The sequence below is a fragment of the Caballeronia sp. BR00000012568055 genome (assembly GCF_029439455.1).
Lineage (GTDB): Bacteria > Pseudomonadota > Gammaproteobacteria > Burkholderiales > Burkholderiaceae > Caballeronia.
Window position 1 is genome coordinate 1 of the sequence record NZ_JAQFVG010000314.1, and the last position, 25,062, is coordinate 25,062.

Below are 25,062 nucleotides of genomic sequence, written 5' to 3' on the forward strand. Positions count from 1 at the left end.
GATCAGCACTGCGCCGCGCGCGAATTGAGCCAATTCGGCATCGTCGGGCGACTGTACTTTCAGCACGATTTCGGCGGATAAGGCCGTATGCGCATCGACGATATCCGCGCCCGCAGACGCGTAGGCATCGTCGATATAACTCGCCGGTAAACCCGCGCCGCTCTGCACCGATAGCCGATGCCCCTGCGTCACTAGTTTCTTGACCGTCTCGGGCGTAGCGGCGACGCGCGCCTCGTTCGCCCGCGTCTCGGCAGGCACTCCGATATGCATCTTGAATCCTCCTGTCTTTTATTCTTCCCTCGTGCGGTTCAGGCGTCGGGAAGGCTTTTAGGCTGAGTCTTATTTCAAATGCTGGAACGATAGGGCTATCGCCACTGTAACCGAAGAATGTGCCCGCCAGAATCGGATCTGGCACCTGTTCCGGCTTTGTCGTCTCAGCGCTTTCCCTGATGTGCCGCGGGCGTGTTCCACGCCGTGACGGTAAAATATCGGACCATGAAATCAGATACTTGGGCCCCCCACGTTACGGTGGCTGCCGTCGTCGAACGCAATGGACGCTTTCTCGTGATTGAGGAGCACACGTCTGCCGGGCTTCGAATCAACCAACCGGCCGGTCATCTCGAAGCAGGCGAAACGCTCGTTCAGGCCGTGATTCGCGAGACGCTCGAAGAAACGGCGCATCACTTCGAGCCGGAGGCGCTGGTCGGCGCGTATATGACGCATTTCGCGCGGCCAAGCGGCGATGTCACGTATCTGCGCTTCACGTTCTGCGGCAAGGCGGGCGAGGAAGTGGCGGGGCGCGCGCTGGATGATGGCATCGTGCGCGCGATGTGGCTGACGGTCGATGAGTTGCGCGCATCGGTCGAGCGGCATCGGACGCCGATCGTGCTGAAGTGCGTCGAAGACTATCTTGCCGGGCGGCGCGTTCCGCTCGATTTCATTCACACGCATTCGGTCGCGCCGATCGTTCGGGCCTGACGAGCTTTACCAGGCCTTATTGGGCAGTTTTCATATGAGCAAGCAAAAAGTAGTCGTAGGCATGTCGGGCGGCGTGGATTCGTCGGTCACGGCGTGGCTTCTGAAGGAGCAGGGCTACGACGTAGTCGGCCTCTTCATGAAAAACTGGGAAGACGATGACAACGGTGAGTATTGCTCCACGCGTCAGGACTGGATCGATGTCGTATCGGTCGCGGATCTGATCGGTATCGACGTGGAAGCGGTCAACTTCGCCGCCGAATACAAGGACCGCGTGTTCGCGGAGTTCCTGCGCGAATACTCGGCCGGACGCACGCCGAATCCGGATGTGCTCTGCAACGCCGAAATCAAGTTCAAGGCCTTTCTCGATCACGCGATGTCGCTGGGCGCGGAGACCATCGCGACTGGCCACTATGCGCGCGTGCGCGAGCAGGACGGCCTGTTCCAGTTGATGAAGGCGACGGATTCGACCAAGGATCAGTCGTACTTTCTGCATCGGCTGAATCAGGCGCAGTTGTCGAAGACGCTGTTTCCGCTCGGCGAAATTCCCAAGACGCAAGTGCGTGAGATCGCTGCGCAAATCGGTTTGCCGAACGCGAAGAAGAAGGATTCGACCGGCATTTGCTTTATCGGCGAACGGCCGTTCCGCGAGTTTCTCAACCGCTATCTGCCGACGAAACCCGGTCCGATGAAAACGCCGGATGGCAAGATCGTCGGCGAGCATATCGGGCTGGCGTTTTATACGTTCGGGCAGCGCAAGGGCATTGGTATCGGCGGGGCGAAGGACGGGAGCGGCGAGCCGTGGTTCGTCGCAGCCAAGGACATGTCGAACAACACGCTGTATGTGGTGCAGGGGCACGACCATCCGTGGCTGCTGTCGCATACGCTCGTCGCGGGGAATACGAGCTGGGTTGCGGGCTTTGCGCCCGAGGAAGGCGCGGCTTGCGGCGCGAAGACGCGCTATCGCCAGCAGGACGCCGCGTGCGTGTTTGCGCGCGCCGAAGACGGCCGCTTCGCGCTTGATTTCGACGACGCGCAATGGGCCGTCACGCCGGGTCAATCGGCTGTGTTGTATCAGGGCGATGTATGTCTGGGCGGCGGCATCATCGAACAGGCGGCGGCGCAGTCGGCGATAAGCGAGAAAGCGGTGGCTTCGGCGGCGCGCTGATCGCTGATTCGAAGTTAGAAAATGGAAGCCCCGGCAAAAGTCCGGGGCTTTTTTTGCGCGCGCAAACCGGCATTTCGCCCGATAAAGCGACAAAAGCTTTTTTGATACAAGTGCTTGACCGTCTATCTAGCGATAGATAAATTGCATTCGGTACGCTAACGAACACCGCCAATCGGACCCGATATGGACAAGAACACCGTACGCGACGCGCTTCTCGAGCACGCCCAGTCGCTGATGATGACGCGCGGCTATAACGGCTTCAGCTACCGCGACTTGTCCGAATTGGTCGGAGTGAAGACGTCGAGCATTCACTATTACTTTCCGTCGAAGGAAGATTTGGCGCTCGAAGCCGTGAACGCGTACAGCGCGGATCTGATGTCGTCGATCTACGCCATCGACAGTTCCGCGCCCGCCGACAAGAAGCTCGATCGCTATGCGCGCTTGTTTGGCCGCATCATCGGGGACGGGCGGCGCGTGTGTTTGTGCGGCATGCTCGCGGCGGAAATCGATTCGCTCCCGGAGAAGGTGCGACAGGCGGTGCAATCGTTCTTCAAGGCCAACGAAAACTGGCTGGCGAAAGTGCTCGCCGAAGGCGAAGCGCAGGATACGCTCGATGCCGGCGGCAAACCGGAATCGGCGTCGCGGACCTTGTACTCGGCGTTTCAGGGCAGTCTGCTGGCCAGCCGATTGTTTCAGACGCGCACGCGAATCGAAGAAGTCGCGGAAGCGGTTCGCCGGTAGATAAAGCTGTGGATAACTCTGTGAAAAACACCTTTACCAGCGTTGATTTATCTACCGCTGAGTAGATAGATTTTGGCGTGAAATTTGCACGAGGTATCTGCTCAGGCGTTTCGTAACGTGAAAGGCCATACGTGTCGGGCGATTCAGCATATCAACGCAAGCTCGCCGCCCGACGCAGTAAAACAAAGGTTCGACGTCTCTATCTAGTGGTAGATTTAATTTGACTGCAAGCAGCGGTCGATGGCGTCATTCGATGAAGGCCATTCATGCCTTGTCTTTGGGAATCGTGTCGATAAACGACTGCCGCTGCGTCAGACGCGCATAGTACTTGTCCAGATTCGGATGGGCCTCGCGCCAGTTCAGCTCCGGCATGCGGAAGTCGAGATACCCGAGCGTGCAGCCGCAAGCGATATCCGCAAGCGTAAAGCGATTGGCTGAGCACCATTGATGCGCATCCAGCCCACGCGCCATCGCGATAAGACCATCGTGAATCTTGGCGCGCTGCCGCGTCAGCCACGCTTCACTGCGATGCGCTTCCTCCCGCAACACGCCTTCCAGGCGAATCAGCACCGCTGCGTCCAGCATGCCGTCGGCGAGCGCTTCCCAGCAGCGCACTTCGGTGCGCTCGCGGCGCTCCTGCGGCAAGACCTTGCCCACTGGCGTCAGCGTGTCGAGGAATTCGCAGATCACGCGCGAATCGAACACCGCTTCGCCGTCGTCCAGAATCAGACACGGCACTTTGCCGAGTGGGTTGAAATCGTGGATCTTGGTCTCCGATGCCCAGACGTCCTCGAGCACCAGTTCGCATTCGATCTTCTTCTCCGCCATGACGATCCGTACCTTGCGGACGAACGGGCTGGTGTGCGAACCGATCAGTTTCATCATCAAGTCTTCGCTGTTATTCCGAAATGTGGGCGAGATCGATCTTAACCGCCGCGCACAACGCATCGGCGGAATTGAGAATGGGCCGCGCGGTGGTGTCGTCTGGTGACAACATTGCCGCGCTCAGCCACCTTGTTTCGATGGAAACAGCAGCAGCATGGGATGGGTGATGACGCGCCGCAGGACTGCGCGACGTAGCGCGCGCGCCTGAGCGCGATGCAGATCGCGCGAGCGCAACGCCAGCGAAAACGCCAGGTGGAAGCTCACGCCGACATTGAGCAGGCCCATCGACAGAATGCCGAGCAGCGCATGCCAGAACTGATGCGTGTGAAGAACGTGCATTCCGAGCACACCAGCCGATACGGCGACCACGCCCGACGACAGCGTAATGTGCCGTACTTCGAACGAAAACGGCGTGAGTTGATCGATGAGCGCGGGCACCAGGCCCATCATCATGCCGAGCATGACATTGCCGACGATACCCGACAGGTTCTTGCGAAAGAACGCCGCGAGCCGCGCCGCGCCGGCCGCGCCCAACGTAAGCCGCAGCCGACGATGGTGCGTCAGCACATCGCCGATACGATGCAGCACGAACCAGTTATCCGCCGCGCCCGCGATCAGACTCGACGACCACAGCAACACACCCGTGAAGGCCGCGTAGATAGGCGTGAGCCCGAACAGCGAATACGACTCGATGGTCTCGTGCGCGGTCTCCGGCGAGATGATGTCCACGCCGAATCCGTGCGCGGCGATCAATTGCACCGCGAGACACACGGGCGCGACCGCCACCACGTTGCCGAAAATCGCGGCCGCCTGCGTGCGCATCAGCGCGAGCACGGAGTCGACGTAACGGGCCATGCCATCGGGTGTATCGGCGCGATCGAGTTCGCGGGCGATGGTCGGCGCGGTCATGGCCGGCTGCTTGGTGGCAATCGTGAAATGCAGGAAGTGCATCAGCAGAAAGCTGGCGGCGTAGTTGATGCCCGCCAGCACGCCTTCGAGCGTCGGCGAAAAGCCCGCGCCGAGAATGGCGAACTTGACGCATACGGTCGCCATGGTCACGAGGCCGCCGCCCATCGCCATGTTGACCATCTGCCGGTATTCGCTGCGGTTTCGCGCGATGTAGTGCTCGCCGGTATCGCCATTGCTCTCGACGACCTTGCGCGCCAGCAGCGAAAAGTTGCTGCGCACGAGATGCAGCACGCTCTGGCTGCGCTGATTCGCGCCGATGAGTTCAGCGATCAAACGTGCGCGTGCTCTCCGATCATTGCCGGCGAGCCACGCTTCGAGCAGTCGCAACGCACGCGCGATCCGCATGCGCATCCGCTCGATCTGAAACACGATATCCACGGAAACGCCATTGCGAACCAGATGCCCGTAAATGCCGCCAGCCGCGCTCGCGCATTCGTCGAGCATCATGCGCAATACGTTGACTTCGCGCAGCAGTGCGTGCAGGTCGTCGTTGTGGTGCGTTTCGCGCCATTGTGCATGCGCCGTTTCGACGGCAAGCAGTGCGCGATTCAGTTGAAAGAACGGCCATGCCTGGCGAATCGCGAGCTTGTCGTGATCGGCGAGACGTTCGCGCACGAACTTCGACAGACCCGTCGAACTGATTTGACACGTCAGCGTGTGCAAGGCAGCAAGCAGATCGCGCGACAAACGATCATCGACATGATGTTCGTGCGGAGTGATGTCGTAGGCAAACAGTGCGTGCAGACCGGACAGCACATCGTCGGGAAGGTCGGCGATCCATTGCGCATCGCAGCGCGCGGGGAACATCAGCGCGGCGAGGCCGCTCAACTGGCGCGTATTGCCCGCAGGCGGAATCAGCGATGCGTGCAGCCGTGCGGCCACCGCGCCGAGAAACCCAGGCTGCGTCGGCATGCCCGATTCGCACAGCAGAGAAATGCCGTCGCTTTCGCGCAGCGTCGCGCGCAACAGGCGGGCAACGCGTGAACGACGCTCATCGCAATGATCGAGCACATGCAGCAGATAGCGCAGACGTGCGTGGATGGACGGTGGTTCGGCGTCATGCGCGATCTTGCTGCTTTGATGCAGCCAGTGCGCCAGGTCGATCAGCCATTCGTTGCGCTCGGCATGCGGCGCATCGGGATCGGCGATGGCGAGCAGCGTGTCGAGCTGCCGGCTGGCGCTGCGCGACGCGCGCCATTTCGCGAGAAGGTGACGAATGGAACGAAACATGAAAGCCCCGTATTCGATGAGGGCTTTGCAGTTTCGAATTCGAGATGGGTCGGCGCAAGACGCCAGTGCGATTCAGACTGTTTCATCGCACGTCCGGCGCGCGGCCGGACGTGCTTTTTCTCACTGCGCCTGAGCGTTCGTCACGTTCGTCATCGTGCCGGACGCGGGGCACGGCACGCTCTTGGTCTTGCTCGATGCCGGCATCGACCCGAGGCTGCGCACGCCCGCCGATATCGCCGCGGCAATCTCGTCCACTGCCTTGCGATGGCCGGCCACCAGCGCGTCGTAGCCTTTCTCCACGCGCTCCGGCGCGACCGTGCGGCAGGTCATCACCGCATCCGCGCCCGCTGTGTGTACGCTCCACACGGCATCGATCACGGCTTGCGAACCGGGCCACGACTCGAAGCGCTGCACACTCACCTTCACGCGATACACCTTCGCGGACGGCGGCGCAGCGGTGCCGTACACATCGATCGAGCCGAGCCGCTGCGTGAGATCCGCCGATAACGCGCGACGCACTTCATCGGCGGGAAGCGAAGCCCAGCGTTCGTCTTCCAGCACCTTCACCTGCGCCGGACTCGTCTGCACCACCAACTGGTTCTTCGCGACCTGCTGCGGCATATCCACCGGCGCGAGTTCGAAGTAGAACGGCACACTCGATGTCGCCGGTTGCGCGCTCGCGCCCGTCGGTCCTGCCAGCGTATAAAAGTTGCTCGTCGGCGACGACGCGCACGCGGCCATCAAACCAGCCGCGCTCAAAATCGACCACAACGCGCCGAACCTCATGGCTTGTCTCCTTGTTTGCCGCGCAACAGCGATTCCGGATGGCGTTCCAGATAATCCGCCAGCGCATTGAGCGATTGAAGCGTACGCGTGAGTTCCTGCATGGCCTGACGCGTATCGGATTGGATCGGCGAGTCGGATTGCAGCGTGGATTGCGCCGCGCTGAAGGTCTTCTTCGCCTGATCGAGCGTGTCACGCATTTCCGGCATGACTTCCTTGTCCATCTTGCCGAACAGCGCGTTGGCGTTCTTCAGCGATTCGTTCAGATTCGAGCCGATCTGGTCGAACGGAATCTTGTTCAGCTTGCGCGCGATATCGGCAATCTGCAGTTGCAGTTCGTCGAGCGTGTTCGGCACGGTCGGCAGTTCGATCGGGTCGCCTTCAAGATTGGCCTTGGCGGCAGGCGCCTTCGGGAAGAAGTCCAGCGCGACATAAAGCTGGCTGGTCAGCAGATTGCCGGTGCGCAACTGTCCGCGCAGACCGCGCTTCACCATTGCCTCCAATACCTTGCCGCGTTCTTCCGCCGTTTCTTCGCCCACGCCTTCCGCGCCGCGTCTGCCCAGACGGCTCGGATACAGGTCGATGGTCACCGGCATCATCAGCGAGTGCTTGTTGCGGTCATAGCGCACGCCGATACCCGTCACCTGACCCAGCACGATGCCGCGGAAATCCACCGGCGCACCGACCGACAAGCCGCGCAGCGACTGATTGAAGTTCATCACCACATGCACCGCTTCGCCGTCGGGATCGCGCATGGCGTCGGCCTGATCGGAACCCAAGCGGAACGTGGCGTTGTCCTTCGCCTGCGGACCGGCCTGCTGATTCGGCGGCGTCTGGAACGCGATACCACCGAGCACCACGGTCGCAAGCGACTGCGTGTTGAGCGTGAAGCCGCTCGAATCGAGCCGCAGATCGACGCCGCTCGCATGCCACCAGCGCGAATTGCTGCCGACGTACTGATCGTACGGCGCGTTGACGAAGGCCTGCATGGTCACGCCGGTGCCGTCCTTATCGAGCGAAAACGCCGTGACCTGACCCACCTGCACGCGGCGGTAATAAACCGGTGAGCCGATATCCAGCGAACCGAGCGAATCACCGTGCAGCGTGAACGTGTGACCCTTCTGATCGCCTGTGATGGCGGGCGGCGTTTCAAGCCCGATGAAGTAGCTTTGATCTTCCGTCGAACGTCCCGCGTCCACGCCGATATACGCGCCCGACAGCAATGTCGATAAGCCCGTCACGCCGCTTGCGGCCACGCGCGGACGCACGACCCAGAAACGCGTGTCTTTCACCGCGAAATCGGTGGCTTCCTTGGTGAGTTGCACATCGACGAGTACGCGCGAATGATCCTTCGACAGGTTGATGGTTTTCACCGTGCCGATATCCACGTCCTTGAACTTCACCTTCGTCTTGCCCGGTTCGAGACCTTCCGCGCTCACGAAGCTGATGGTCACGGTCGGCCCGCGCCCCGATACGGTCTTCACGACCAAAATCACGCCGATCAACGCGGCGACGATCGGAATCAGCCACACGAGCGACGGCAGCCAGCGGCTGCGCGGCTCGATCACCGGTTCCGGCAGATTCGGCGGCAAGCCTTTGTTATCGCCACCGTTCGATGGCTCTTTCGGTGAATCCGGCCCATTCGGACCTTGGGCACTAGTCATGTTTCTTTCCTGACGGTTCTATGTTGTCCCAGATGAGACGCGGGTCGAATTGCATGGAAGCGAGCATGGTCAGTACGACGACCGATGCGAACGCCAGCGCGCCCGGCCCGGCGGTAATCACCGCGAGCGACTTGAAGCGCACCAGCGCCACCGTAAGCGTGATGACGAAGACGTCGAGCATGGACCATCGGCCGATGCCTTCGACGATGCGAAACAGCGTCGTACGTTGACGCGGCTGCCACGTCGAACGCCGCTGCACGCTGATGGTGAGGAACGCGAGCGAAAAGAGCTTGAGCATCGGCACCAGAATACTGGCGATGAAAATCACTGCGGCCAGCGGGTAATCGCCGTCGTTCCAGAACAGCGCAACGCCGCTCATGATGGTGTCCTCCTCGGAGCCGAGAATGGACGACGTATGCATGATCGGAAACAGATTCGCGGGAATATAAAGGATCGCCGCGCTGATGAGCAGCGCCCACGTGCGCGCGATGCTGTCCGGATGACGGCGATGCACGATCGCGTTGCATCGCGTGCAGCGTTGCTTTTCGATGGTGTGCGCAAGCGGCTGAACCAGTCCGCACGCGTGGCATCCGACGACGTGTTCGCGCGAGGCCGTGGTGTATTGCGTCGGATCGCTCATGATCTCTGCCTCACGTGACGCGCGGCGCGCTTCGGTTTCTGCGGCAGCCTGGCCGCGATATCCCACAGCGCGCGGGGATCGAAACTTACGACCACGGCGACCATCAGCGTGAGCGCGCCGAATGCAAACAACGCGGCTTCGGGGATCACGCGCGCAATACTAATCATCTTCACCAGCGTGACCAGCACGCCGAGCATGAAGACTTCGATCATGCCCCACGGCCGCACGAACTGAATGGTGCGCAAGACGATATTGAAACCGGGCGGCACGAAGCCCGCGCGCAACGGCATCAACACGTAAAGCAGCGCCACCAGTTCGGCAAGCGGAAACAGAATGGTCGAACAGAACACCAGAACCGCGATGATTTCCATCTGCTCGCTCCACAACGCGACGATCGCGCCGATCAGCGTGGTCTCTGACGTCAAGCCATTCGCATCCAATTCGACGATAGGAAAAGCCTGCGCGATCACAAAAGTGATCAGCGCAGCCAGCGTCATGGCGCAGATGCGATCGAGATTGCCCGACATGGCGCGATACAGCAGCGCGCCGCATTGCGGACACTTCGCTTTACTGTGCGTGGGCAACGCGCGTTTGGTGAAGAGCGCGTCGCACTCGTGACACGCGATCAGTTCATCCGATTCGTTCACGTTCATGGTCGATTGACGAGCCTTCTCATGATGTTCGTTCTGGCGCCGCGTAATCGGATGGAACCGAAATTAGCAAGGAGCGGGCCAGCGCGGAATGGTAGCAGGACATGGTATCAAACATAGAATGGCTTACGATTGCTTGACTGCTAGCGCGCTTCGTAAGCAAAGGTAAACACGATATGGAATAACGGCTTATCGTTGCTCGTTACTTTTTGTGGCTGGGAGATGGTGCGTAATCGCGTGCTTATGTGTGTGCGTGTTTGCGTGCGTATGTGCGTGCGTTTGTGCGTGCATATCTGCGCGCCATGATCGACCGTTGCACGGGCGCAATAGTTCGTTGCAGGCGTGAACGCAAGTCTCGCCAAGCCTTGCTGCACAAGCCTTACGGACCGAAACGCGGCTTTTGGCGAGTGCTGGCAAACTACGAACGTTGTTGTAGCATGGCGTCCGTCGCTGACCGCAGCAGCTTTGCGTCGAACCACAAACCTTTGGACAAGCACTATGGATAGCAGCGTACACGCCGTGTCGGCGCAGCAGCAGGATCGATACAGTGCCACAGCCATCGGCCTGCATTGGGCGATCGCCTTGCTGATCGTCTGCGGCTTCTGGCTTGGCTGGATCATGACGGATATTCCCGGCATCACACCGACCAAGCTCAAGTATTTTTCATGGCACAAGTGGATTGGCGTGACCGTGTTCGCGCTCGCCGTGATCCGCGTGGTCTGGCGCGTTACACACAGCGCACCCGCCGATCCGCCCGGCATGCCCGCATGGCAGAAGGGCGCGGCCCATCTCACGCATTTCCTGCTTTATCTGCTGATGCTGGTGATTCCGATCTCGGGTTATCTGTATAGCTCGGCAGCGGGATTGCAGGTGGTCTATCTCGGCATTCTGCCGTTGCCGACCATCATCGGACCGGACAAGGCGTTGAAGGTCACGCTGCGGCTCGTGCATATCTATCTGAACTACACGTTGCTCGCGTTCTTCGTTCTGCACGTGCTCGCAGCGCTCAAGCATCATTTCGTCGATCGGGATGGCTTGCTCGGCCGCATGCTGCCGTTCCTCCGATAAGCGATTGTTTCCCGGCCGTTGGCGGCGCATTTCCTCCCCGCTGATTGTTCTCGCGGCCTTTTGATTTCCAATACCGGTTTGCCGTTCGGACCGTGTTCAAAACTCACAAAGACACAAGGCGCACATGAAAGTGAAACTCAATCGTTGGATGCTGGCAGGTGTCGCGGCGACATCGCTGGCTTTGGCCATCGGCGCGCAGGCGCAAGTTGACGTGAGCAAAAGCTCGGTCGTCGCTACATCGAAACAAATGAACGTGCCGACCGATGGCAAGTTCAACAAGTTCAGCGCGCAGATCAGTTTCGATCCGGCCAAGCCTGCTGCGGGCAGCGCGAACATCACCATCGATACCGGCAGCTACGACCTGGGCGATGACGACTACAACAAGCAAGTGCGCGGCGCCGAATGGTTCGATGCCGCCAAGTTTCCGACCGCGACCTTCGTCTCGAGCGCGATTGCACCGGCGGGCGGCAACAAGTTCAACGTGACCGGCAAGATCACGATCAAGGGCAAGTCGCAGACGGTTACGGTGCCCGTCACCGTGACGCAGTCGGGCGCGACCGAAACCTTCGACGGCGCGTTGCCGATCAAGCGCACCCAGTTCGATGTCGGAACGGGTGAGTGGAAAGATACGTCGATCGTCGCGGACGACGTCGTCATCAAGTTTCATATCGTCGCCGCGAAGAAGTAAGCGGCTTTCAGCCTTACGCACAAGGAGCATCACTTGAAAAAAATCTCGATCATCGCGGGCGTTCTGGCGCTCGGTCTCTCGGCCAGCGCATTCGCCGACACGTACAAGCTCGACCCGAACCACACGTACCCGAGCTTCGAAGCCGACCACTTTGGCGGCGTCTCGACCTGGCGCGGCAAGTTCAACAAGAGCAGCGGCGATGTCACGATCGACCGCGCGGCGAAGACGGGCACGGCGAACGTGACCATCGACATCTCGTCGATCGATACGGGCAATGACAAGCTCAACGAACATCTGCAAAAGGCCGAATTCTTCGATGCCACCAAGTTCCCGACTGCGGAATACAAGGGCACGTCGATGAAGTTCGAAGGCGATGTCCCGACCGAAGTCGTCGGCACGCTGACGATGCACGGCGTCACCAAGCCGCTGAACCTGAAGATCGAGCACTTCAAGTGCTTCATGAACCCGATGATGAAGAAGGAAGTCTGCGGCGTGGAAGCCACGACGACCTTCGATCGCGGCGACTTCGGCATGGATTACGGCAAGTCGTATGGCTTCAGCCTGAAGACGACGCTGCATATTCAGGCGGAAGGCGTGAAGCAGTAAGGGCTTTATTGCAGGCAAGTTTGAGTTTGTAAAAGCCGCTTCGCGCCTCGTGCACGAAGCGGCTTTTTGTTGTTTTCACCGTTTGTGCATTCGATCAAAAATGACTGTTGCGCAGTTCTAAGAAAACTTCCACGTTGATATTCTGGTCGGTGCATTTCAATCGTGCCAGGGATGCTCGCTTTCGCCTGGCGACAAGCAATCCAGACCTTGGAATCAACCAGCATGAATTCAGGCCCGCGCCTCGATCTGCGCAACGTGACCGTGTGTGCGGTCGATTGCGTCAATCCCCGTCTGGCTTCCCGCGCAATCGATATTTCCAGCCGTCACTGCGAGTTTGGCGATGCGATTCTTTTCACGCACGAAGACATTTGCGCCCACGCGCGTATTATGCGGACGCCGCATCTGGCCTCGCGCGAGGCGTACAACGACTACGTGCTCAAGGAAATGATCGAGTATATCCACACGCCGTGGGTGCTCGTCATTCAGTGGGACGGCTATGTCGTCGATCCTGCCGCGTGGCGCGACGAGTTTTTCCAGTACGACTATATCGGCGCGCGCTGGCCGTGGCATAACGACGGCATGTCGGTCGGCAATGGCGGCTTCTCGTTGCGCTCGGCTAAACTCATGCGCCTGCTCGCCAGCGATGCATTTCCGCTGGTCGATGGCATCTACGAAGACAAACTGATCGGCCGGCACTATCGTCCGAGGCTCGAAGCCGAACACGGCATTCGCTTCGCGCCCGACGAGGTTGCAGACCAGTTTTCCTTCGAAAACAGCTCGCCGCCCGGACCGACGTTTGGTTTCCACTCGCCTCACAATATGTGCCGATTCCTGAGCGAGCAGGAACTGATCGCATTACTTGATATGGCGACGCCGCGTACTATCACCTCGCGGGCAATGATCGTCTTGCTTGCCAATTATTTTTGTCGATTCGAGTTCGCGCAACTCGGGATTCTGTACGGGCGGACCAGCGAACATATGCCGACGGACGAGATCAGGACAATGCTCACCGCAATCGGCATGAGTGCCGATCTGGGTGCCTACTGCGTCACGCTTTGCGAACATCTCGGGCATCGCGCGACCGCGCAACACGTCGCCGCGTAAGCGCAAAAAAATGGGCCGGTCTCTTCAGACCGGCCCATTTTCTTTCAACGCTTTAATCGAGGCTTAAACCTGCGCCCCCGCATTCGGATCATTCGGATCGAAGCGATCCTTCTTGTCCTTCACGAGATCTTCACGCTTCACGCCGAACCACATGGCCAGCGCCGCAGCCACGAACACCGACGAGTAGATACCGAACAAGATACCCACCGTCAGCGCAAGCGCGAAGTAATGCAGCGTCGGGCCGCCGAAGAAGAACATCGACAGCACCATCATTTCCGTACAGCCGTGAGTGATGATGGTTCGCGACATCGTCGAGGTAATGGCGTGGTCGATGACTTCCTTCACCGTCATCTTGCGCTGCTTGCGGAAGGTCTCGCGAATCCGGTCGAAGATAACCACGGATTCGTTCACCGAGTAGCCGAGCACCGCGAGAATCGCCGCCAGCACGGAGAGCGAGAACTCCCACTGGAAGAACGCGAAGAAGCCGAGAATGATCACCACGTCGTGCAAGTTCGCGATGATGCCCGCCACCGCGTACTTCCATTCGAAGCGGAACGACAGATAAATCACAATGCCGATCACCACGCAGGCCAGCGCCGCCAGCCCGTTGGTGACCAGTTCCTTGCCAACCTGCGGACCGACGAACTCCACGCGCTGCAACGTGACCTGCGCGTTGTCGGCCTTGAGCGCGGTCATCACCTGGTCGCTCTGCTGGGCTGAGGTCAGGCCTTGCTTCAGCGGCAGACGGATCAGCACGTCACGCGAGGTGCCGAAGTTCTGCACCTGCGCGTCGCCGTAACCGAGCTTGGTCATGGTCGCGCGAATGGGTTCGGGCGAAATGGCTTGTGGATACTGCACCTCGACGACCGTTCCGCCGGTGAACTCCACCGACAGATGCAACCCGCGATGCACGAGGAAAAACACGGCGACGAGGAAGGTCACGAACGAAATCACGTTGAAAATCAACGCGCGTTCCATGAACGGCAGGTCGCGGCGAATGCGGAAGAATTCCATTTTTCGATTGCTCCGGAATCAGTGGGACTGGCCCGGTTTCTGTTGATCGATGCCCGGCCCCGAACGGCGGCGCACGGTCGGCTTGCCGGCGCGCGCAGGCGCTTCATCCGGCGCTGCCACCGCCGATGCCTGCTTGCGCGGCACAGCGGTCTTCTTCTTGCCCTTGGCGGTCTGCACGATTTCATCGACAGGCGAATCGTCGCCGCGTTGAGCCGCGAGGTACGCCGCTGCAGCTGCGTCGGAATCGCTGCCTTCGGGACGCCACACCTGTCCGATCGCCAGCGATTTCAGCTTCTTCTTGCCGCCGTACCACAGGTTCACGAGGCCGCGCGAGAAGAACACCGCCGAGAACATCGACGTCAAAATGCCGATACAGTGCACCACCGCGAAGCCGCGCACCGGACCCGAACCGAAAGCCAGCAGCGCCAGACCGGCGATCAGCGTGGTCACGTTCGAATCGAGAATGGTGGCCCAGGCGTGCGCGAAACCTTCCTGAATCGCGGTTTGCGGCGGCGCGCCGTTACGCAGTTCTTCGCGAATACGTTCGTTGATCAGCACGTTTGCATCGATCGCCATACCAAGCGCGAGCGCAATAGCCGCGATACCCGGCAGCGTCAGCGTGGCCTGAAGCATCGAGAGAATCGCGACCAGCAGCAGCAGGTTCACCGACAGCGACAGCATGGAGAACAGACCGAACAGCAGGTAGTACGCGATCATGAAGACGGCGATTGCGGCGAAACCGTACTGCACCGAATCGAAACCCTTCTTGATGTTGTCCGCGCCCAGGCTCGGCCCGACCGTGCGTTCTTCGATGATATCCATCGGCGCGGCCAGTGAACCGGCGCGCAGTAGCAGCGCGAGATCGGTGGCGGCTTGCGGCGTCGGCTGGCCGGTAATCTGGAAGCGGTCGCCCAGTTCCGACTGGATGTTCGCCACCGTCAGCACTTCGCCCTTGCCCTTTTCGAACAGGATCATGGCCATCGGCTTGCCGATGTTGTCGCGCGACACGCTCGAAATGGCGCGTCCGCCCGCCGAATCCAGACGGATATTCACCGAAGGACGCTGATGATCGTCAAAGCCCGTCGATGCGTCGATGATGCGGTCGCCGGTGAAGATCACCTGCTTGCGCAACAGTACGAGGCGGTCGCCTTGCTTGAACGCTTCGTCGCCCGGCGGCACCGGATCGTTCGGGCCGATGTACGTGTTGATCGGATCGGCGAGGCGCGCTTCGAGCGTCGCCGTCCGGCCGATGATGTCCTTCGCCTTCGCCGTATCCTGCACGCCCGGCAGTTCGACCACGATCCGGTCCGAACCCTGCTGCTGGATCACCGGTTCCGCCACGCCGAGTTCGTTGACGCGGTTATGCAGCGTGGTGATGTTCTGCTTGAGCGCGCCGTCTTCCACCAGCTTTTGCGCCGCCGCCGAGAACGTGCCGACCACCTGGAAGCCGTCGCCGCCCTGGCGCGTCGTCCATTGCAGTTCGGAGACGCCGGTCTGGAGCAGGGTGCGCGCGTTGTCCGCGCCCGCCTGATCCGAGAAATTCACCACCACCGACTGCCCGACGCGGTTCACGCCGCCATCGCGGATATTGCGGTCGCGCAGATACGTGCGCGCGTCCGCAGCGTCCGAGTCGAGCTTCTTGTTCAGCGCGCCGGCCATGTCCACTTGCAGCAGGAAGTGCACGCCGCCGCGCAGGTCCAGACCGAGATACATCGGCAGCGCGTGCATGGCGGTCAGCCAGCCCGGCGACGCGCTCTGCAGATTCAGCGCGACGATGTACTGCGGATCGGTCGGATCGGTATTGAGCGATTTGGTGAGCAGATCCTTCACGCGCAACTGCGTGTCGGTGTCCTTCAGGCGCACGCGAATATTCGGGCTTGCCGAGGAATTATCGAAGGTGACTTCGTCGGCCTTGATATTGCTCGCGGTGAGTGCGCTTTCGACATTGGCGAGCGTGGACGAGTCGAGCTTGACCGTGGCCTTGCCGCTCGATACCTGTACCGCAGGCGCTTCGCCGAAGAAATTGGGCAGCGTGTACACGAGGCCGATGACGAGCGCCACCAGCATCACGACATACTTCCAGAGGGGATAACGATTCATGGGGATGGCCGAACGGATAGTTGGCTGCGGGGAGAAGCGCGTCCGGCGTTACGCGCGATGAGTGTTGGAATGCCCTCGTCGAACGAGGCCGCGCCGGACGCGAAGAACGAGTGGCCTTACAGCGCTTTGATGGTGCCCTTCGGGAGAATGGTCGTCACGGCAGCCTTCTGCACGGTGATTTCCGTGCCTTCGGCGATTTCCACGCCGACGTAGGCTTCCGACACCTTCGTGACCTTGCCGACGATCCCGCCGTTCGTCACCACTTCATCGCCCTTGGCCATGGCCGAAAGCATGTTGCGATGTTCCTTCTGACGCTTCATCTGCGGACGGATCATGATGAAGTACAACACCGCGAACATCAGGATCAGCGGCAGGAAGCTCATCAGACTGGATTCCGCACCACCTGCGGAGCCTTGAGCGAAGGCATTCGAAATGAACGACACGTTGGTCTCTCCGTTAATTCGTGTTCAAAAACTTGGCTGGAATTCAGCCCGGCATTCTACCACTCGCACCGCGCCCGAATGGCTGGAATGGGCTTTACCATCAAGCCGTTACAGCTGTTTGGCAAGAGCCGACGCAAGCAATAGAAAGCAGATTGTAATGCGATGCGCGCCGCTTCAGTCCACGCCGCGCGCGCGGTTCTCGGCAAATGTCTTGCGAAACGCCTCGAACGTATGATTTTCGATCGATTCGCGCACTTCGCCAATCAGCTGAAGGTAATAGTGCAGGTTGTGGATCGTGTTCAATTGCGCGCCGAGAATTTCCCCCACGCGATGCAGATGATGCAGATAACCGCGCGTGAAGTTCTGGCACGTATAGCAGGTGCAAGTCTCGTCGAGCGGCTTCAGCGAGTTCTTGTGCGATGCGTTCTTGATCTTCAGATCGCCGAAACGCGTGAACAGCCAGCCGTTGCGCGCGTTACGCGTGGGCATCACGCAATCGAACATATCGACGCCGGCCGCGACGCCGTTCACCAGATCTTCCGGCGTGCCTACGCCCATCAGATAGTGCGGCTTGTCGGCGGGCAGCTTCGGGCCGATGTGATTCAGCACGCGCATCATGTCTTCCTTCGGCTCACCGACCGACAAACCGCCGATCGCGAAGCCGTGAAAGTCGATTTCGCTCAGACCCGCCAGCGATTCATCGCGCAAGTCTTCGAACATGCCGCCCTGCACGATGCCGAACAGCGCGTTCGGATTCCCCAGCTTATTGAATTCGTCGATGGAGCGTTTGGCCCAGCGCATCGACATGCGCATGGAATCGGCGGCTTCCTTGTGCGTGGTCGGCACACCGTTGGTCGCGTAGGGCGTGCATTCGTCGAACTGCATGACGATGTCCGAGTTCAGCACCTTTTGAATCTGCATCGACACTTCGGGCGACAAGAACAGCTTGTCGCCATTGATCGGTGAGGCGAACGTGACGCCTTCTTCGGTGATCTTGCGCAGATCGCCCAGCGAAAAGACCTGAAAGCCGCCGGAGTCGGTCAGAATAGGCCGGTTCCAGCCCATGAATTTGTGCAGCCCGCCGTGCGCGCCGATCACTTCCAGACCGGGACGCAGCCACAGGTGGAAGGTGTTGCCGAGAATGATCTGCGCGCGGATTTCTTCGAGTTCGCGCGGCTGGATTGCCTTGACGGTGCCGTAGGTGCCGACCGGCATGAAGATCGGTGTTTCGATCACGCCATGATTGAGCGTGAGGCGGCCGCGGCGCGCTTGCCCGTCGGTCGTCAGTAATTCGAATTTGAGGCCGTTGTCGGGCGACGTGAATTGACCATCGGTCATTGATGAAGCTCCATGCAACCGGAGAACAGTCCGGCGCAAATGTGGTTGATGAAAATCAGCTTGTCCGGCGCGTCAGCAGCATGGCGTCGCCGTAGCTGAAAAAGCGGTAACGCTGTTCGATTGCGTGCTGATACGCGTCGCGGATCGTGTCCATGCCGGCGAAGGCGGAGACGAGCATCATCAGCGTGGATTTCGGCAGATGAAAATTCGTCACCAGCCGATCCACCACGCGGAATTCGTAGCCCGGCGTGATGAAGATATCCGTTTCGGCCTGCGTTGCCGCGAGCGGTTTGCCCGCGTTGGCGGCGTCACGTGCGGCAGCTTCGAGGGCGCGCATCGACGTGGTGCCAACGGCGATCACCTTGTTGCCACGCGCCTTCGTCGCCGCGATGCGATCGACCAGCGCTTGCGGCAGGTCGTACCACTCGCTGTGCATCTTGTGCTCGGCGATATTCTCGACGCGCACCGGCTGGAACGTGCCCGCGCCGACATGCAGCGTCAGCGTCGCGCGTTCTACACCTTTTGCGTCCAATCGCGCGAAAAGCGCATCGTCGAAATGCAGGCCGGCGGTCGGTGCGGCTACCGCGCCGGGATTGGCCGCATAGACCGTTTGGTAGCGCGTCTCGTCGTACGCGTCGGCGTCGTGCTCGATGTACGGCGGCAACGGCAAGCGCCCGAATTGCTCGATCAGCGTCAGGCAATCGCTCGGGAAATGCAGCGTGTAGAACGGCTCGACACGCTCGCCCACCGTGACGTCGAAGGCATCGGCGAGACGGATCGTGCTGCCTTCCGTCGGGCTTTTGCTGGCGCGGATTTGCGCGAGCGCCGAAGTCGCGCCCGTCAGACGCTCTATCAGGACTTCGACGCGTCCGCCACTGGCCTTCTGGCCGAAGAACCGTGCCTTGAGGACTTTGGTATCGTTGAAGACGAGCAGATCGCCCGAATCGACGAGATCCGGCAATTCAGAAAAACGACGGTCGATCAGGCCGTGATCGCGCACCTCGAGCAGACGGCTCGCGCTGCGCTCGGTGAGCGCGCTCTGCGCGATCAGCTCGGGCGGCAGATTAAAATCGAAATCGGAAAGCGTGAACATGGCGTGAACCGTGACGCGAATGCGCCGACCAAACCTCACATTGTACTTTGCGAAGAGACCCGATGCCCTTGTCTGACCGCCGCCTGGCCGACACGACCGATCCGCAGCCCGCCGAGGCGAGCGCCGCGCCGTCGCGCAAGAAGGCGAAAGCGGACGAGAAACCCAAGCCAGCGGTCAAAACCGCGGACAAGCTGGCCAAGCTCGGCCTCAAATCGGACATCGATCTCGTGCTGCATCTGCCGATGCGCTACGAAGACGAAACGCAGCTCACGCCCATCGGCGAACTGATTCCGGGCGATGTCGCGCAGACTGAAGGCGTGGTGTTCGACAACGAAATTGCGTACCGGCCGCGTCGTCAATTGCTGGTGAAAATCCACGACGATTCCGGCGATGAACTCACCCTGCGCTTCCTCAATTTCTACGGCTCGCAAGTCAAGCAAATGGCGATCGGCACGCGGCTGCGCGTGCGCGGCGATGTGCGAGGCGGTTTTTTCGGGCTGGAGATGGTGCATCCGACCGTGCGCCCCGTGGACGACGACACGCCCTTGCCGCAAGCGCTGACGCCGGTGTATCCATCGACGGCGGGTATCTCGCAGGCGTACTTGCGCAAGGCGATCGATAACGCGTTGACGCGCGTTTATTTGCCCGAGCTGTTGCCGGAGCCGATCGCGCGCGAACATCTGAACCCGCTGAACGTACCCGGTCTGCTCGATGCCGTGAAGACGCTGCATCACCCGCACGCGGATTCGGACGAGCACGCGATGATCGACGGCACGCATCCGGCGTGGACGCGCATCAAGTTCGAGGAATTGCTGGCGCAGCAGTTGTCGCTGAAGCGCGCGCACGAGGAGCGCCGCACGCGCGCCGCGCCCGCCATGCCGCGCAGTTTGCCCGATGACGACGCATCGCTCGTCACGCGTCTGCTCAAGGCTTTACCGTTCGCGCTGACCGGCGCACAGCAACGTGTGGTCGCCGAAATCGCGGGCGAACTGACGCTCGCGCATCCGATGCAGCGCCTGCTGCAAGGCGATGTCGGCAGCGGCAAGACCATCGTTGCGGCACTGGCGGCGGCGCAGGCTATCGACGCGGGTTATCAGGCCGCGCTAATGGCGCCGACCGAAATTCTCGCGGAGCAGCACGCGCGCAAACTACGCGGCTGGCTGGAACCGCTGGGCGTGACGGTCGCGTGGCTCGCGAGCAGTCTGAAGGCGAAGGAAAAGCGCAGCGCGCTGGAAGCGGCGGCGCTCGGCACGGCGAAACTGGTGATCGGCACGCACGCGATCATTCAGGACGCGGTGGAATTCGCGCGTTTAGGGCTTGTGATCGTCGATGAACAACATCGTTTCGGCGTCGCGCAGCGGCTGGCTTTGCGTGCGAAGGCGCAGAACGCATCGGATGGCGCGCGCGATTTCCAGCCGCATCAACTGATGATGTCGGCCACGCCGATCCCGCGCACGCTGGCCATGACGTACTACGCGGACCTCGATGTATCGACCATCGACGAATTGCCGCCCGGCCGCACGCCGATTCTCACCAAGATCGTCTCCGATGGCCGTCGCGATGAGATCATCGGCCGCGTGCGCGAGGCGGCGCTGACGGGACGGCAGGTGTACTGGGTGTGTCCGCTGATCGAGGAAAGCGAGACGCTTCAGCTTCAGACGGCTGTGGATACGTATGAAACGCTCGTGGCCGCGTTGCCGGACTTGCGCGCCGGATTGGTGCACGGACGGCTCGCGCCCGCCGAAAAAGCCGCCGTGATGGACGCCTTCGCGCGCAACGAAGTGCAATTGCTGGTCGCGACGACGGTGATCGAAGTGGGCGTGGACGTGCCGAATGCCTCGCTGATGGTGATCGAACATGCGGAGCGTTTCGGGCTTGCGCAGTTGCATCAGTTGCGCGGACGCGTGGGGCGGGGGAGCGCAGCATCGGTGTGCGTGTTGATGTACGCGAATCCCTTGTCGCAGACGGCACGCGCGCGTCTGCAGACCATGCGCGAGACGACCGATGGTTTCGAAATCGCCCGCCGCGATCTCGAGATTCGCGGTCCCGGCGAATTCCTGGGCGCGCGTCAGTCGGGCGAAGCAATGCTGCGTTTCGCGAGCCTCGAAAACGATGGCTGGCTGATCGATCCCGCCCGCGCCGCTGCGGACGCCATGCTCAAATCTTTCCCCGATGCCGTCACGAATCATCTTGCGCGCTGGCTCGGTGCTCGCGAACAATTTTTAAAAGCCTGATGATGAACTTGCCGACATCGCGCAGGTCTTCATCTGACGAATTCGCCAAAGAAATCCCGCCTGCCGAAACTTCGCGAGTTGTCGAAGCACCGCTGGCAGGTGTATAACTCAAACCTATCGAATCAATGTATTTCATTGGCCACCAATGACTCTCACTGAACTGAAGTACATCGTCGCGGTTGCGCGCGAACGGCATTTCGGCCGCGCGGCCGAGGCATGCTTCGTGAGCCAGCCGACGCTGTCGGTGGCCATCAAGAAGCTCGAAGACGAACTCAACGTGCAGATTTTCGAGCGAGGCACGAGCGAAGTCAGCGTGACGCCGATCGGCGAACAGATCGTGACGCAGGCGCAGCGCGTGTTGGAACAGACGCTCGCCATCAAGGAAATCGCCAAGCAGGGTAAAGATCCGCTGGTCGGTCCACTGCGGCTGGGCGTGATCTATACGATCGGGCCGTATCTGTTGCCCACGCTCGTCAAGCAGATGATCAAAGCGGTGCCGCAGATGCCGCTGATGCTTCAGGAAAACTACACGCTCAAGCTGATCGAACTGCTCAAGCAGGGCGAAATCGATGTCGCGATCATGGCGCTGCCGTTTCCCGAAACCGGGCTGATGGTGCGTCCGCTTTACGACGAGCCGTTCGTGGTCGCGATGCCATCGGGTCACGCGTGGGAAAACCGCCCGAAGATCGATCCAGACGATCTGAAGCAGGAAACCATGCTTCTGCTCGGCAGCGGCCATTGCTTCCGCGATCACGTGCTCGGCGTGTGTCCTGAACTGATGCGTTTTTCGCAGAACGCGGATGGCATTCAGAAGACGTTCGAAGGCTCGTCGCTGGAGACTATCCGGCATATGGTGGCGAGCGGCGTCGGCATTACGGTGCTGCCGCGCATGTCGGTGCATGAGGTCAAGCCGCACGCGGCGGGTATCGACGCCGGCCTGCTCAGCTACGTTCCCTTCGATGAACCCGTGCCCGATCGTCGCGTGGTGCTGGCGTGGCGCAAGAGCTTCACGCGCATGCCCGCCATCGATGCGATTTCGGATGCGATTGCCGCGTGTGATCTGCCAGGCGTGAGGAAGCTGGATATGCCGGTGGCGGTGAACTAACCGCTTTCGGTTCAAAAACAGACGCCGCGTTTCTGCAAAGGAACGCGGCGTTTTTTATCGCCTTTTTCGTTGCCTATTAAATAGATAAATTTAATCGAATAATAAAAATCAATAGCATTTGCTACGATGCTCCTCATCCACACCGCGAGGACATCTCCATGAAGCACTGGAACGCACTGAGCGAAATCGCCATGACCATCCTCGCCGATTTCGCCCGCGCCGTCGCGTGACGAATCGATCGCATTCATCCAACGCCAACGCATAAGCAGGAGTATCACGATGACGACCCAACGACTCACAACCGCAGCCGGCGCGCCCGTCGGCGATAACCAGAATTCGCAGACCGCCGGTCCGCGCGGCCCGGTGACTTTGCAGGATTTCTGGCTCGTCGAAAAGCTCGCGCATTTCGATCGCGAAGTCATTCCCGAGCGACGCGTCCACGCGAAAGGCTCGGGCGCATTCGGCACGTTCCGCGTCACGCACGATATCTCGCGTTATACGAAGGCGAAAGTCTTCGGCGAAATCGGCAAGGAAACGCCCATTTTCATGCGCTTTTCGACAGTAGCAGGCGAGCGCGGCGCAGCCGACGCCGAACGCGATGTGCGTGGTTTCTCGATCAAGTTCTACACGGAAGAAGGCAACTGGGACGTGGTCGGCAACAACACGCCGATATTCTTTATCCGCGATCCGCTGAAGTTTCCCGACTTCATCCACACGCAGAAACGCGATCCGTACACCAACATGCGCAGCAATGTCGCCGCGTGGGATTTCTGGTCGCGCCATCCGGAATCGCTGCATCAGGTGACGATTCTCATGAGCGATCGCGGTATCCCGAAGAATTATCGGCAGATGCATGGTTTCGGCTCGCACACGTTCTCGTTTGTCAACGCGGAAGGCGAGCGCTTTTACGTGAAGTTCCACTTCAAATCGCAGCAGCCGCTCGAAAACTATACCGATGCCGAAGCCGCCGCCGTGATCGCGAATGACCGCGAAAGCGCGCAGCGCGATCTGGTGGACAACATCGACAACGGCAATTTCCCGCGCTGGAATTTCCGCATTCAGGTGATGACGGAAGCGCAGGCTGCGCAATCGGAAATGAATCCGTTCGATATCACCAAGGTCTGGCCGCACAAGGACTTTCCGCTGATCGATGTCGGCACGATCGAGTTGAATCGCAATGCGCAGAACTACTTTGCGGACGTCGAGCAGGCCGCGTTCACGCCGGCGAACGTGGTGCCGGGCATCGGCTTTTCGCCGGATCGCTTGTTGCAGGGACGGCTGTTTTCTTATGGCGATACGCAGCGTTATCGCCTCGGCATCAACCATCATCAGATTCCGGTGAATGCGCCGCGCGCGCCGGTCGTGAACACCTTCCATCGCGATGGCGCGATGCGCACCGACGGCAATCTCGGCGGCCGCGTGAACTACGAGCCGAATCGATACGGCGAGTTCGCGCAGGATGCGAGCGTGAACGAGCCGGCGCTGGCGGCGGGCGCGGTGTATCGCTACGACCATCGCGAAGACGACGATTACTACAGTCAGCCGGCCGCGTTGTTCGCGCTGTTCGATGATGCGCAGCGCGAGCGTCTGTTCGGCAATATCGCGCGCCATATCAACGGCGTGCCGCAGGACATTCTCGCGCGTCAGATCGAGCATTTCCGCAAGATCGATCCGGCCTATGCCGAAGGCGTGATCGCCGCGCTCGATGCAATGGCCGAAGCGCGGGCAGTGTGAACGAAAGGAGAGCAATCATGAGCGAAGCATTGAACACCATCGGGCAAGCGGTGGACCGCATCGAAACATCGACGCGCGGTGTGCGGATCGCGCTTGCGTTCGGGATCGTCGCGGCGGGTTATGGATTGATCGTCGCGGGCGGCGTGATCGGCTGAAAGCCTTGCCGCGCAACGATTTGCGCAACGTTTTACGTTAGACTGTCGAGCGCCCGACGCCGAGCGTATCGAAACGGTTCGCGCGGCGTACACAACGTTTGAATCACACTAACGGAGTCATCATGGCGAAGAAAGGCACTGCACCTGCCGTCAATATCGGCATCAACGACAAAGACCGCAAGAAGATCGCCGACGGACTGTCGCGTCTGCTGGCCGACACGTACACGCTGTATCTGAAGACGCACAATTTTCACTGGAACGTCACGGGTCCGATGTTCAACACGCTGCATCTGATGTTCGAGACGCAGTACAACGAACTCGCGCTCGCGGTGGATTCCATCGCTGAACGCATTCGCGCGCTGGGCGTGAATGCGCCGGGCAGCTATAAGGAATTTGCGAAGCTTTCGTCGATTCCCGAAGCGGACGGCGTGCCGGCTGCGGAAGACATGATTCGTCAACTGGTCGAAGGTCAGGAAGCCGTGGTGCGCACCGCGCGCGAAATTTTCCCGGCAACCGAAGCCGCCAACGACGAACCGACCGCCGACCTGCTCACGCAACGCATGCAGACGCATGAGAAGACCGCGTGGATGCTGCGTTCGATGCTGGCCTAAGACTGGCTTAAGGCACGCTTGCATTCAAGCTTGGACCGAAGCCCCGCTCGTCGCGGGGCTTTTG

24 protein-coding genes and 1 pseudogene are annotated in these 25,062 nt (G+C 60.4%); 12 read left to right on the forward strand and 13 right to left on the reverse strand.

The window, feature by feature from the left end; all coding sequences use genetic code 11:
- Positions 1-270: pseudogene (locus P7F28_RS24020) on the reverse strand (NAD(P)(+) transhydrogenase (Re/Si-specific) subunit alpha); the annotation flags it as partial.
- 225 nt (positions 271-495) lie between these two features.
- Here P7F28_RS24020 and P7F28_RS24025 point away from each other — a divergent pair.
- The 3 genes from P7F28_RS24025 (at position 496) to P7F28_RS24035 (ending at position 2,884) form a co-directional block, all read left to right on the forward strand.
- The gene (locus P7F28_RS24025; protein WP_277187267.1) at positions 496-978 is read left to right on the forward strand and encodes an NUDIX hydrolase; all 483 of its coding nucleotides are present in this window, start codon (positions 496-498) and stop codon (positions 976-978) included.
- Positions 979-1,012: 34 nt separating this feature from the next.
- Positions 1,013-2,143, forward strand: coding sequence for a tRNA 2-thiouridine(34) synthase MnmA (gene mnmA, locus P7F28_RS24030; RefSeq protein WP_277187268.1), 1,131 nt, complete (start codon positions 1,013-1,015; stop codon positions 2,141-2,143).
- Between the two features lie 183 nt (positions 2,144-2,326).
- Positions 2,327-2,884, forward strand: coding sequence for a TetR/AcrR family transcriptional regulator (locus P7F28_RS24035; protein ID WP_277187269.1), 558 nt, complete (start codon positions 2,327-2,329; stop codon positions 2,882-2,884).
- Between the two features lie 264 nt (positions 2,885-3,148).
- On the opposite strand, the gene P7F28_RS24040 is transcribed toward P7F28_RS24035, so the two are convergent.
- From P7F28_RS24040 to P7F28_RS24065, 6 genes are all read right to left on the reverse strand, one after another.
- A complete protein-coding gene (locus P7F28_RS24040; RefSeq protein WP_277187361.1) occupies positions 3,149-3,766 on the reverse strand; it encodes a glutathione S-transferase C-terminal domain-containing protein in 618 nt (205 codons plus the stop codon).
- Positions 3,767-3,889: 123 nt separating this feature from the next.
- Entirely contained in the window at positions 3,890-5,968 is a 2,079-nt protein-coding gene (locus P7F28_RS24045) for a site-specific recombinase (RefSeq protein WP_277187270.1), read from the reverse strand.
- Between the two features lie 120 nt (positions 5,969-6,088).
- Positions 6,089-6,754, reverse strand: coding sequence for a membrane integrity-associated transporter subunit PqiC (locus P7F28_RS24050; RefSeq protein WP_277187271.1), 666 nt, complete (start codon positions 6,752-6,754; stop codon positions 6,089-6,091).
- Positions 6,751-8,415 carry an intermembrane transport protein PqiB gene (locus P7F28_RS24055; protein ID WP_277187272.1) on the reverse strand — a complete coding sequence of 555 codons (1,665 nt, stop codon included), beginning with the start codon at positions 8,413-8,415 and terminating at the stop codon, positions 6,751-6,753. Before P7F28_RS24055 ends, P7F28_RS24050 begins: the two co-directional genes overlap by 4 nt.
- Positions 8,408-9,055 (reverse strand): paraquat-inducible protein A, encoded by a 648-nt coding sequence (locus P7F28_RS24060; protein ID WP_277187273.1) that lies wholly within the window; start codon positions 9,053-9,055, stop codon positions 8,408-8,410. Before P7F28_RS24060 ends, P7F28_RS24055 begins: the two co-directional genes overlap by 8 nt.
- A complete protein-coding gene (locus P7F28_RS24065; protein WP_277187274.1) occupies positions 9,052-9,708 on the reverse strand; it encodes a paraquat-inducible protein A in 657 nt (218 codons plus the stop codon). Before P7F28_RS24065 ends, P7F28_RS24060 begins: the two co-directional genes overlap by 4 nt.
- Before the next feature lie 495 nt (positions 9,709-10,203).
- Between P7F28_RS24065 and P7F28_RS24070 the strand changes: the two genes are divergently transcribed.
- From P7F28_RS24070 to P7F28_RS24085, 4 genes are all read left to right on the forward strand, one after another.
- Positions 10,204-10,773 (forward strand): cytochrome b, encoded by a 570-nt coding sequence (locus tag P7F28_RS24070; protein WP_277187275.1) that lies wholly within the window; start codon positions 10,204-10,206, stop codon positions 10,771-10,773.
- 124 nt (positions 10,774-10,897) lie between these two features.
- On the forward strand, positions 10,898-11,461 hold the full coding sequence (locus P7F28_RS24075) for a YceI family protein (RefSeq protein ID WP_277187276.1): 564 nt from the start codon (positions 10,898-10,900) through the stop codon (positions 11,459-11,461).
- Positions 11,462-11,494: 33 nt separating this feature from the next.
- The gene (locus P7F28_RS24080; RefSeq protein WP_277187277.1) at positions 11,495-12,067 is read left to right on the forward strand and encodes a YceI family protein; all 573 of its coding nucleotides are present in this window, start codon (positions 11,495-11,497) and stop codon (positions 12,065-12,067) included.
- Positions 12,068-12,289: 222 nt separating this feature from the next.
- Positions 12,290-13,171, forward strand: a complete 882-nt coding sequence (locus tag P7F28_RS24085; RefSeq protein ID WP_277187278.1) for a DUF5672 family protein — start codon at positions 12,290-12,292, stop codon at positions 13,169-13,171.
- 63 nt (positions 13,172-13,234) lie between these two features.
- Here P7F28_RS24085 and secF read toward each other — a convergent pair whose 3' ends face one another.
- The 5 genes from secF to queA all read right to left on the reverse strand — a co-directional run bounded on the left by secF (position 13,235) and on the right by queA (position 19,159).
- Complete coding sequence (gene secF / locus P7F28_RS24090) at positions 13,235-14,185, reverse strand: protein translocase subunit SecF (RefSeq protein WP_277187279.1); 951 nt, start codon at positions 14,183-14,185, stop codon at positions 13,235-13,237.
- Positions 14,186-14,203: 18 nt separating this feature from the next.
- Positions 14,204-16,285, reverse strand: coding sequence for a protein translocase subunit SecD (gene secD / locus P7F28_RS24095; RefSeq protein ID WP_277187280.1), 2,082 nt, complete (start codon positions 16,283-16,285; stop codon positions 14,204-14,206).
- 116 nt (positions 16,286-16,401) lie between these two features.
- The gene (gene yajC / locus P7F28_RS24100) at positions 16,402-16,728 is read right to left on the reverse strand and encodes a preprotein translocase subunit YajC (protein ID WP_277187281.1); all 327 of its coding nucleotides are present in this window, start codon (positions 16,726-16,728) and stop codon (positions 16,402-16,404) included.
- Between the two features lie 174 nt (positions 16,729-16,902).
- The gene (gene tgt / locus P7F28_RS24105; protein ID WP_277187282.1) at positions 16,903-18,066 is read right to left on the reverse strand and encodes a tRNA guanosine(34) transglycosylase Tgt; all 1,164 of its coding nucleotides are present in this window, start codon (positions 18,064-18,066) and stop codon (positions 16,903-16,905) included.
- 55 nt (positions 18,067-18,121) lie between these two features.
- Positions 18,122-19,159, reverse strand: coding sequence for a tRNA preQ1(34) S-adenosylmethionine ribosyltransferase-isomerase QueA (queA, locus tag P7F28_RS24110; protein WP_277187283.1), 1,038 nt, complete (start codon positions 19,157-19,159; stop codon positions 18,122-18,124).
- A 62-nt stretch (positions 19,160-19,221) separates the two neighbouring features.
- Between queA and recG the strand changes: the two genes are divergently transcribed.
- Together recG and P7F28_RS24120 are read left to right on the forward strand one after the other, a co-directional pair.
- The gene (gene recG, locus P7F28_RS24115) at positions 19,222-21,393 is read left to right on the forward strand and encodes an ATP-dependent DNA helicase RecG (RefSeq protein ID WP_277187284.1); all 2,172 of its coding nucleotides are present in this window, start codon (positions 19,222-19,224) and stop codon (positions 21,391-21,393) included.
- A gap of 145 nt (positions 21,394-21,538) precedes the next feature.
- Positions 21,539-22,498: a hydrogen peroxide-inducible genes activator gene (locus P7F28_RS24120; protein ID WP_277187285.1), complete on the forward strand. Its 960-nt coding sequence runs from the start codon at positions 21,539-21,541 to the stop codon at positions 22,496-22,498.
- Positions 22,499-22,509: 11 nt separating this feature from the next.
- On the opposite strand, the gene P7F28_RS24125 is transcribed toward P7F28_RS24120, so the two are convergent.
- Complete coding sequence (locus tag P7F28_RS24125; RefSeq protein ID WP_277187286.1) at positions 22,510-22,746, reverse strand: hypothetical protein; 237 nt, start codon at positions 22,744-22,746, stop codon at positions 22,510-22,512.
- Positions 22,747-22,777: 31 nt separating this feature from the next.
- Here P7F28_RS24125 and P7F28_RS24130 point away from each other — a divergent pair, with 31 nt between their 5' ends.
- The 3 genes from P7F28_RS24130 to P7F28_RS24140 all read left to right on the forward strand — a co-directional run bounded on the left by P7F28_RS24130 (position 22,778) and on the right by P7F28_RS24140 (position 24,998).
- Entirely contained in the window at positions 22,778-24,232 is a 1,455-nt protein-coding gene (locus tag P7F28_RS24130; RefSeq protein ID WP_277187287.1) for a catalase, read from the forward strand.
- 17 nt (positions 24,233-24,249) lie between these two features.
- On the forward strand, positions 24,250-24,387 hold the full coding sequence (locus P7F28_RS24135) for a hypothetical protein (protein WP_277187288.1): 138 nt from the start codon (positions 24,250-24,252) through the stop codon (positions 24,385-24,387).
- Positions 24,388-24,509: 122 nt separating this feature from the next.
- The gene (locus tag P7F28_RS24140; protein ID WP_277187289.1) at positions 24,510-24,998 is read left to right on the forward strand and encodes a Dps family protein; all 489 of its coding nucleotides are present in this window, start codon (positions 24,510-24,512) and stop codon (positions 24,996-24,998) included.
- The last annotated feature ends 64 nt before the right edge of the window (positions 24,999-25,062 follow it).

Excerpts from the sequence above, each read along its gene's own strand:
- P7F28_RS24025 (WP_277187267.1), top strand. The coding sequence starts at position 496 with ATGAAATCAGATACTTGGGCCCCCCACGTTACGGTGGCTGCCGTCGTC.
- mnmA (WP_277187268.1), top strand. The coding sequence starts at position 1,013 with ATGAGCAAGCAAAAAGTAGTCGTAGGCATGTCGGGCGGCGTGGATTCG.
- P7F28_RS24035 (WP_277187269.1), top strand. The coding sequence starts at position 2,327 with ATGGACAAGAACACCGTACGCGACGCGCTTCTCGAGCACGCCCAGTCG.
- P7F28_RS24040 (WP_277187361.1), bottom strand. The coding sequence starts at position 3,766 with ATGAAACTGATCGGTTCGCACACCAGCCCGTTCGTCCGCAAGGTACGG.
- P7F28_RS24045 (WP_277187270.1), bottom strand. The coding sequence starts at position 5,968 with ATGTTTCGTTCCATTCGTCACCTTCTCGCGAAATGGCGCGCGTCGCGC.
- P7F28_RS24050 (WP_277187271.1), bottom strand. The coding sequence starts at position 6,754 with ATGAGGTTCGGCGCGTTGTGGTCGATTTTGAGCGCGGCTGGTTTGATG.
- P7F28_RS24055 (WP_277187272.1), bottom strand. The coding sequence starts at position 8,415 with ATGACTAGTGCCCAAGGTCCGAATGGGCCGGATTCACCGAAAGAGCCA.
- P7F28_RS24060 (WP_277187273.1), bottom strand. The coding sequence starts at position 9,055 with ATGAGCGATCCGACGCAATACACCACGGCCTCGCGCGAACACGTCGTC.
- P7F28_RS24065 (WP_277187274.1), bottom strand. The coding sequence starts at position 9,708 with ATGAACGTGAACGAATCGGATGAACTGATCGCGTGTCACGAGTGCGAC.
- P7F28_RS24070 (WP_277187275.1), top strand. The coding sequence starts at position 10,204 with ATGGATAGCAGCGTACACGCCGTGTCGGCGCAGCAGCAGGATCGATAC.
- P7F28_RS24075 (WP_277187276.1), top strand. The coding sequence starts at position 10,898 with ATGAAAGTGAAACTCAATCGTTGGATGCTGGCAGGTGTCGCGGCGACA.
- P7F28_RS24085 (WP_277187278.1), top strand. The coding sequence starts at position 12,290 with ATGAATTCAGGCCCGCGCCTCGATCTGCGCAACGTGACCGTGTGTGCG.
- secF (WP_277187279.1), bottom strand. The coding sequence starts at position 14,185 with ATGGAATTCTTCCGCATTCGCCGCGACCTGCCGTTCATGGAACGCGCG.
- secD (WP_277187280.1), bottom strand. The coding sequence starts at position 16,285 with ATGAATCGTTATCCCCTCTGGAAGTATGTCGTGATGCTGGTGGCGCTC.
- tgt (WP_277187282.1), bottom strand. The coding sequence starts at position 18,066 with ATGACCGATGGTCAATTCACGTCGCCCGACAACGGCCTCAAATTCGAA.
- queA (WP_277187283.1), bottom strand. The coding sequence starts at position 19,159 with ATGTTCACGCTTTCCGATTTCGATTTTAATCTGCCGCCCGAGCTGATC.
- recG (WP_277187284.1), top strand. The coding sequence starts at position 19,222 with ATGCCCTTGTCTGACCGCCGCCTGGCCGACACGACCGATCCGCAGCCC.
- P7F28_RS24120 (WP_277187285.1), top strand. The coding sequence starts at position 21,539 with ATGACTCTCACTGAACTGAAGTACATCGTCGCGGTTGCGCGCGAACGG.
- P7F28_RS24125 (WP_277187286.1), bottom strand. The coding sequence starts at position 22,746 with ATGAATGCGATCGATTCGTCACGCGACGGCGCGGGCGAAATCGGCGAG.
- P7F28_RS24130 (WP_277187287.1), top strand. The coding sequence starts at position 22,778 with ATGACGACCCAACGACTCACAACCGCAGCCGGCGCGCCCGTCGGCGAT.
- P7F28_RS24135 (WP_277187288.1), top strand. The coding sequence starts at position 24,250 with ATGAGCGAAGCATTGAACACCATCGGGCAAGCGGTGGACCGCATCGAA.
- P7F28_RS24140 (WP_277187289.1), top strand. The coding sequence starts at position 24,510 with ATGGCGAAGAAAGGCACTGCACCTGCCGTCAATATCGGCATCAACGAC.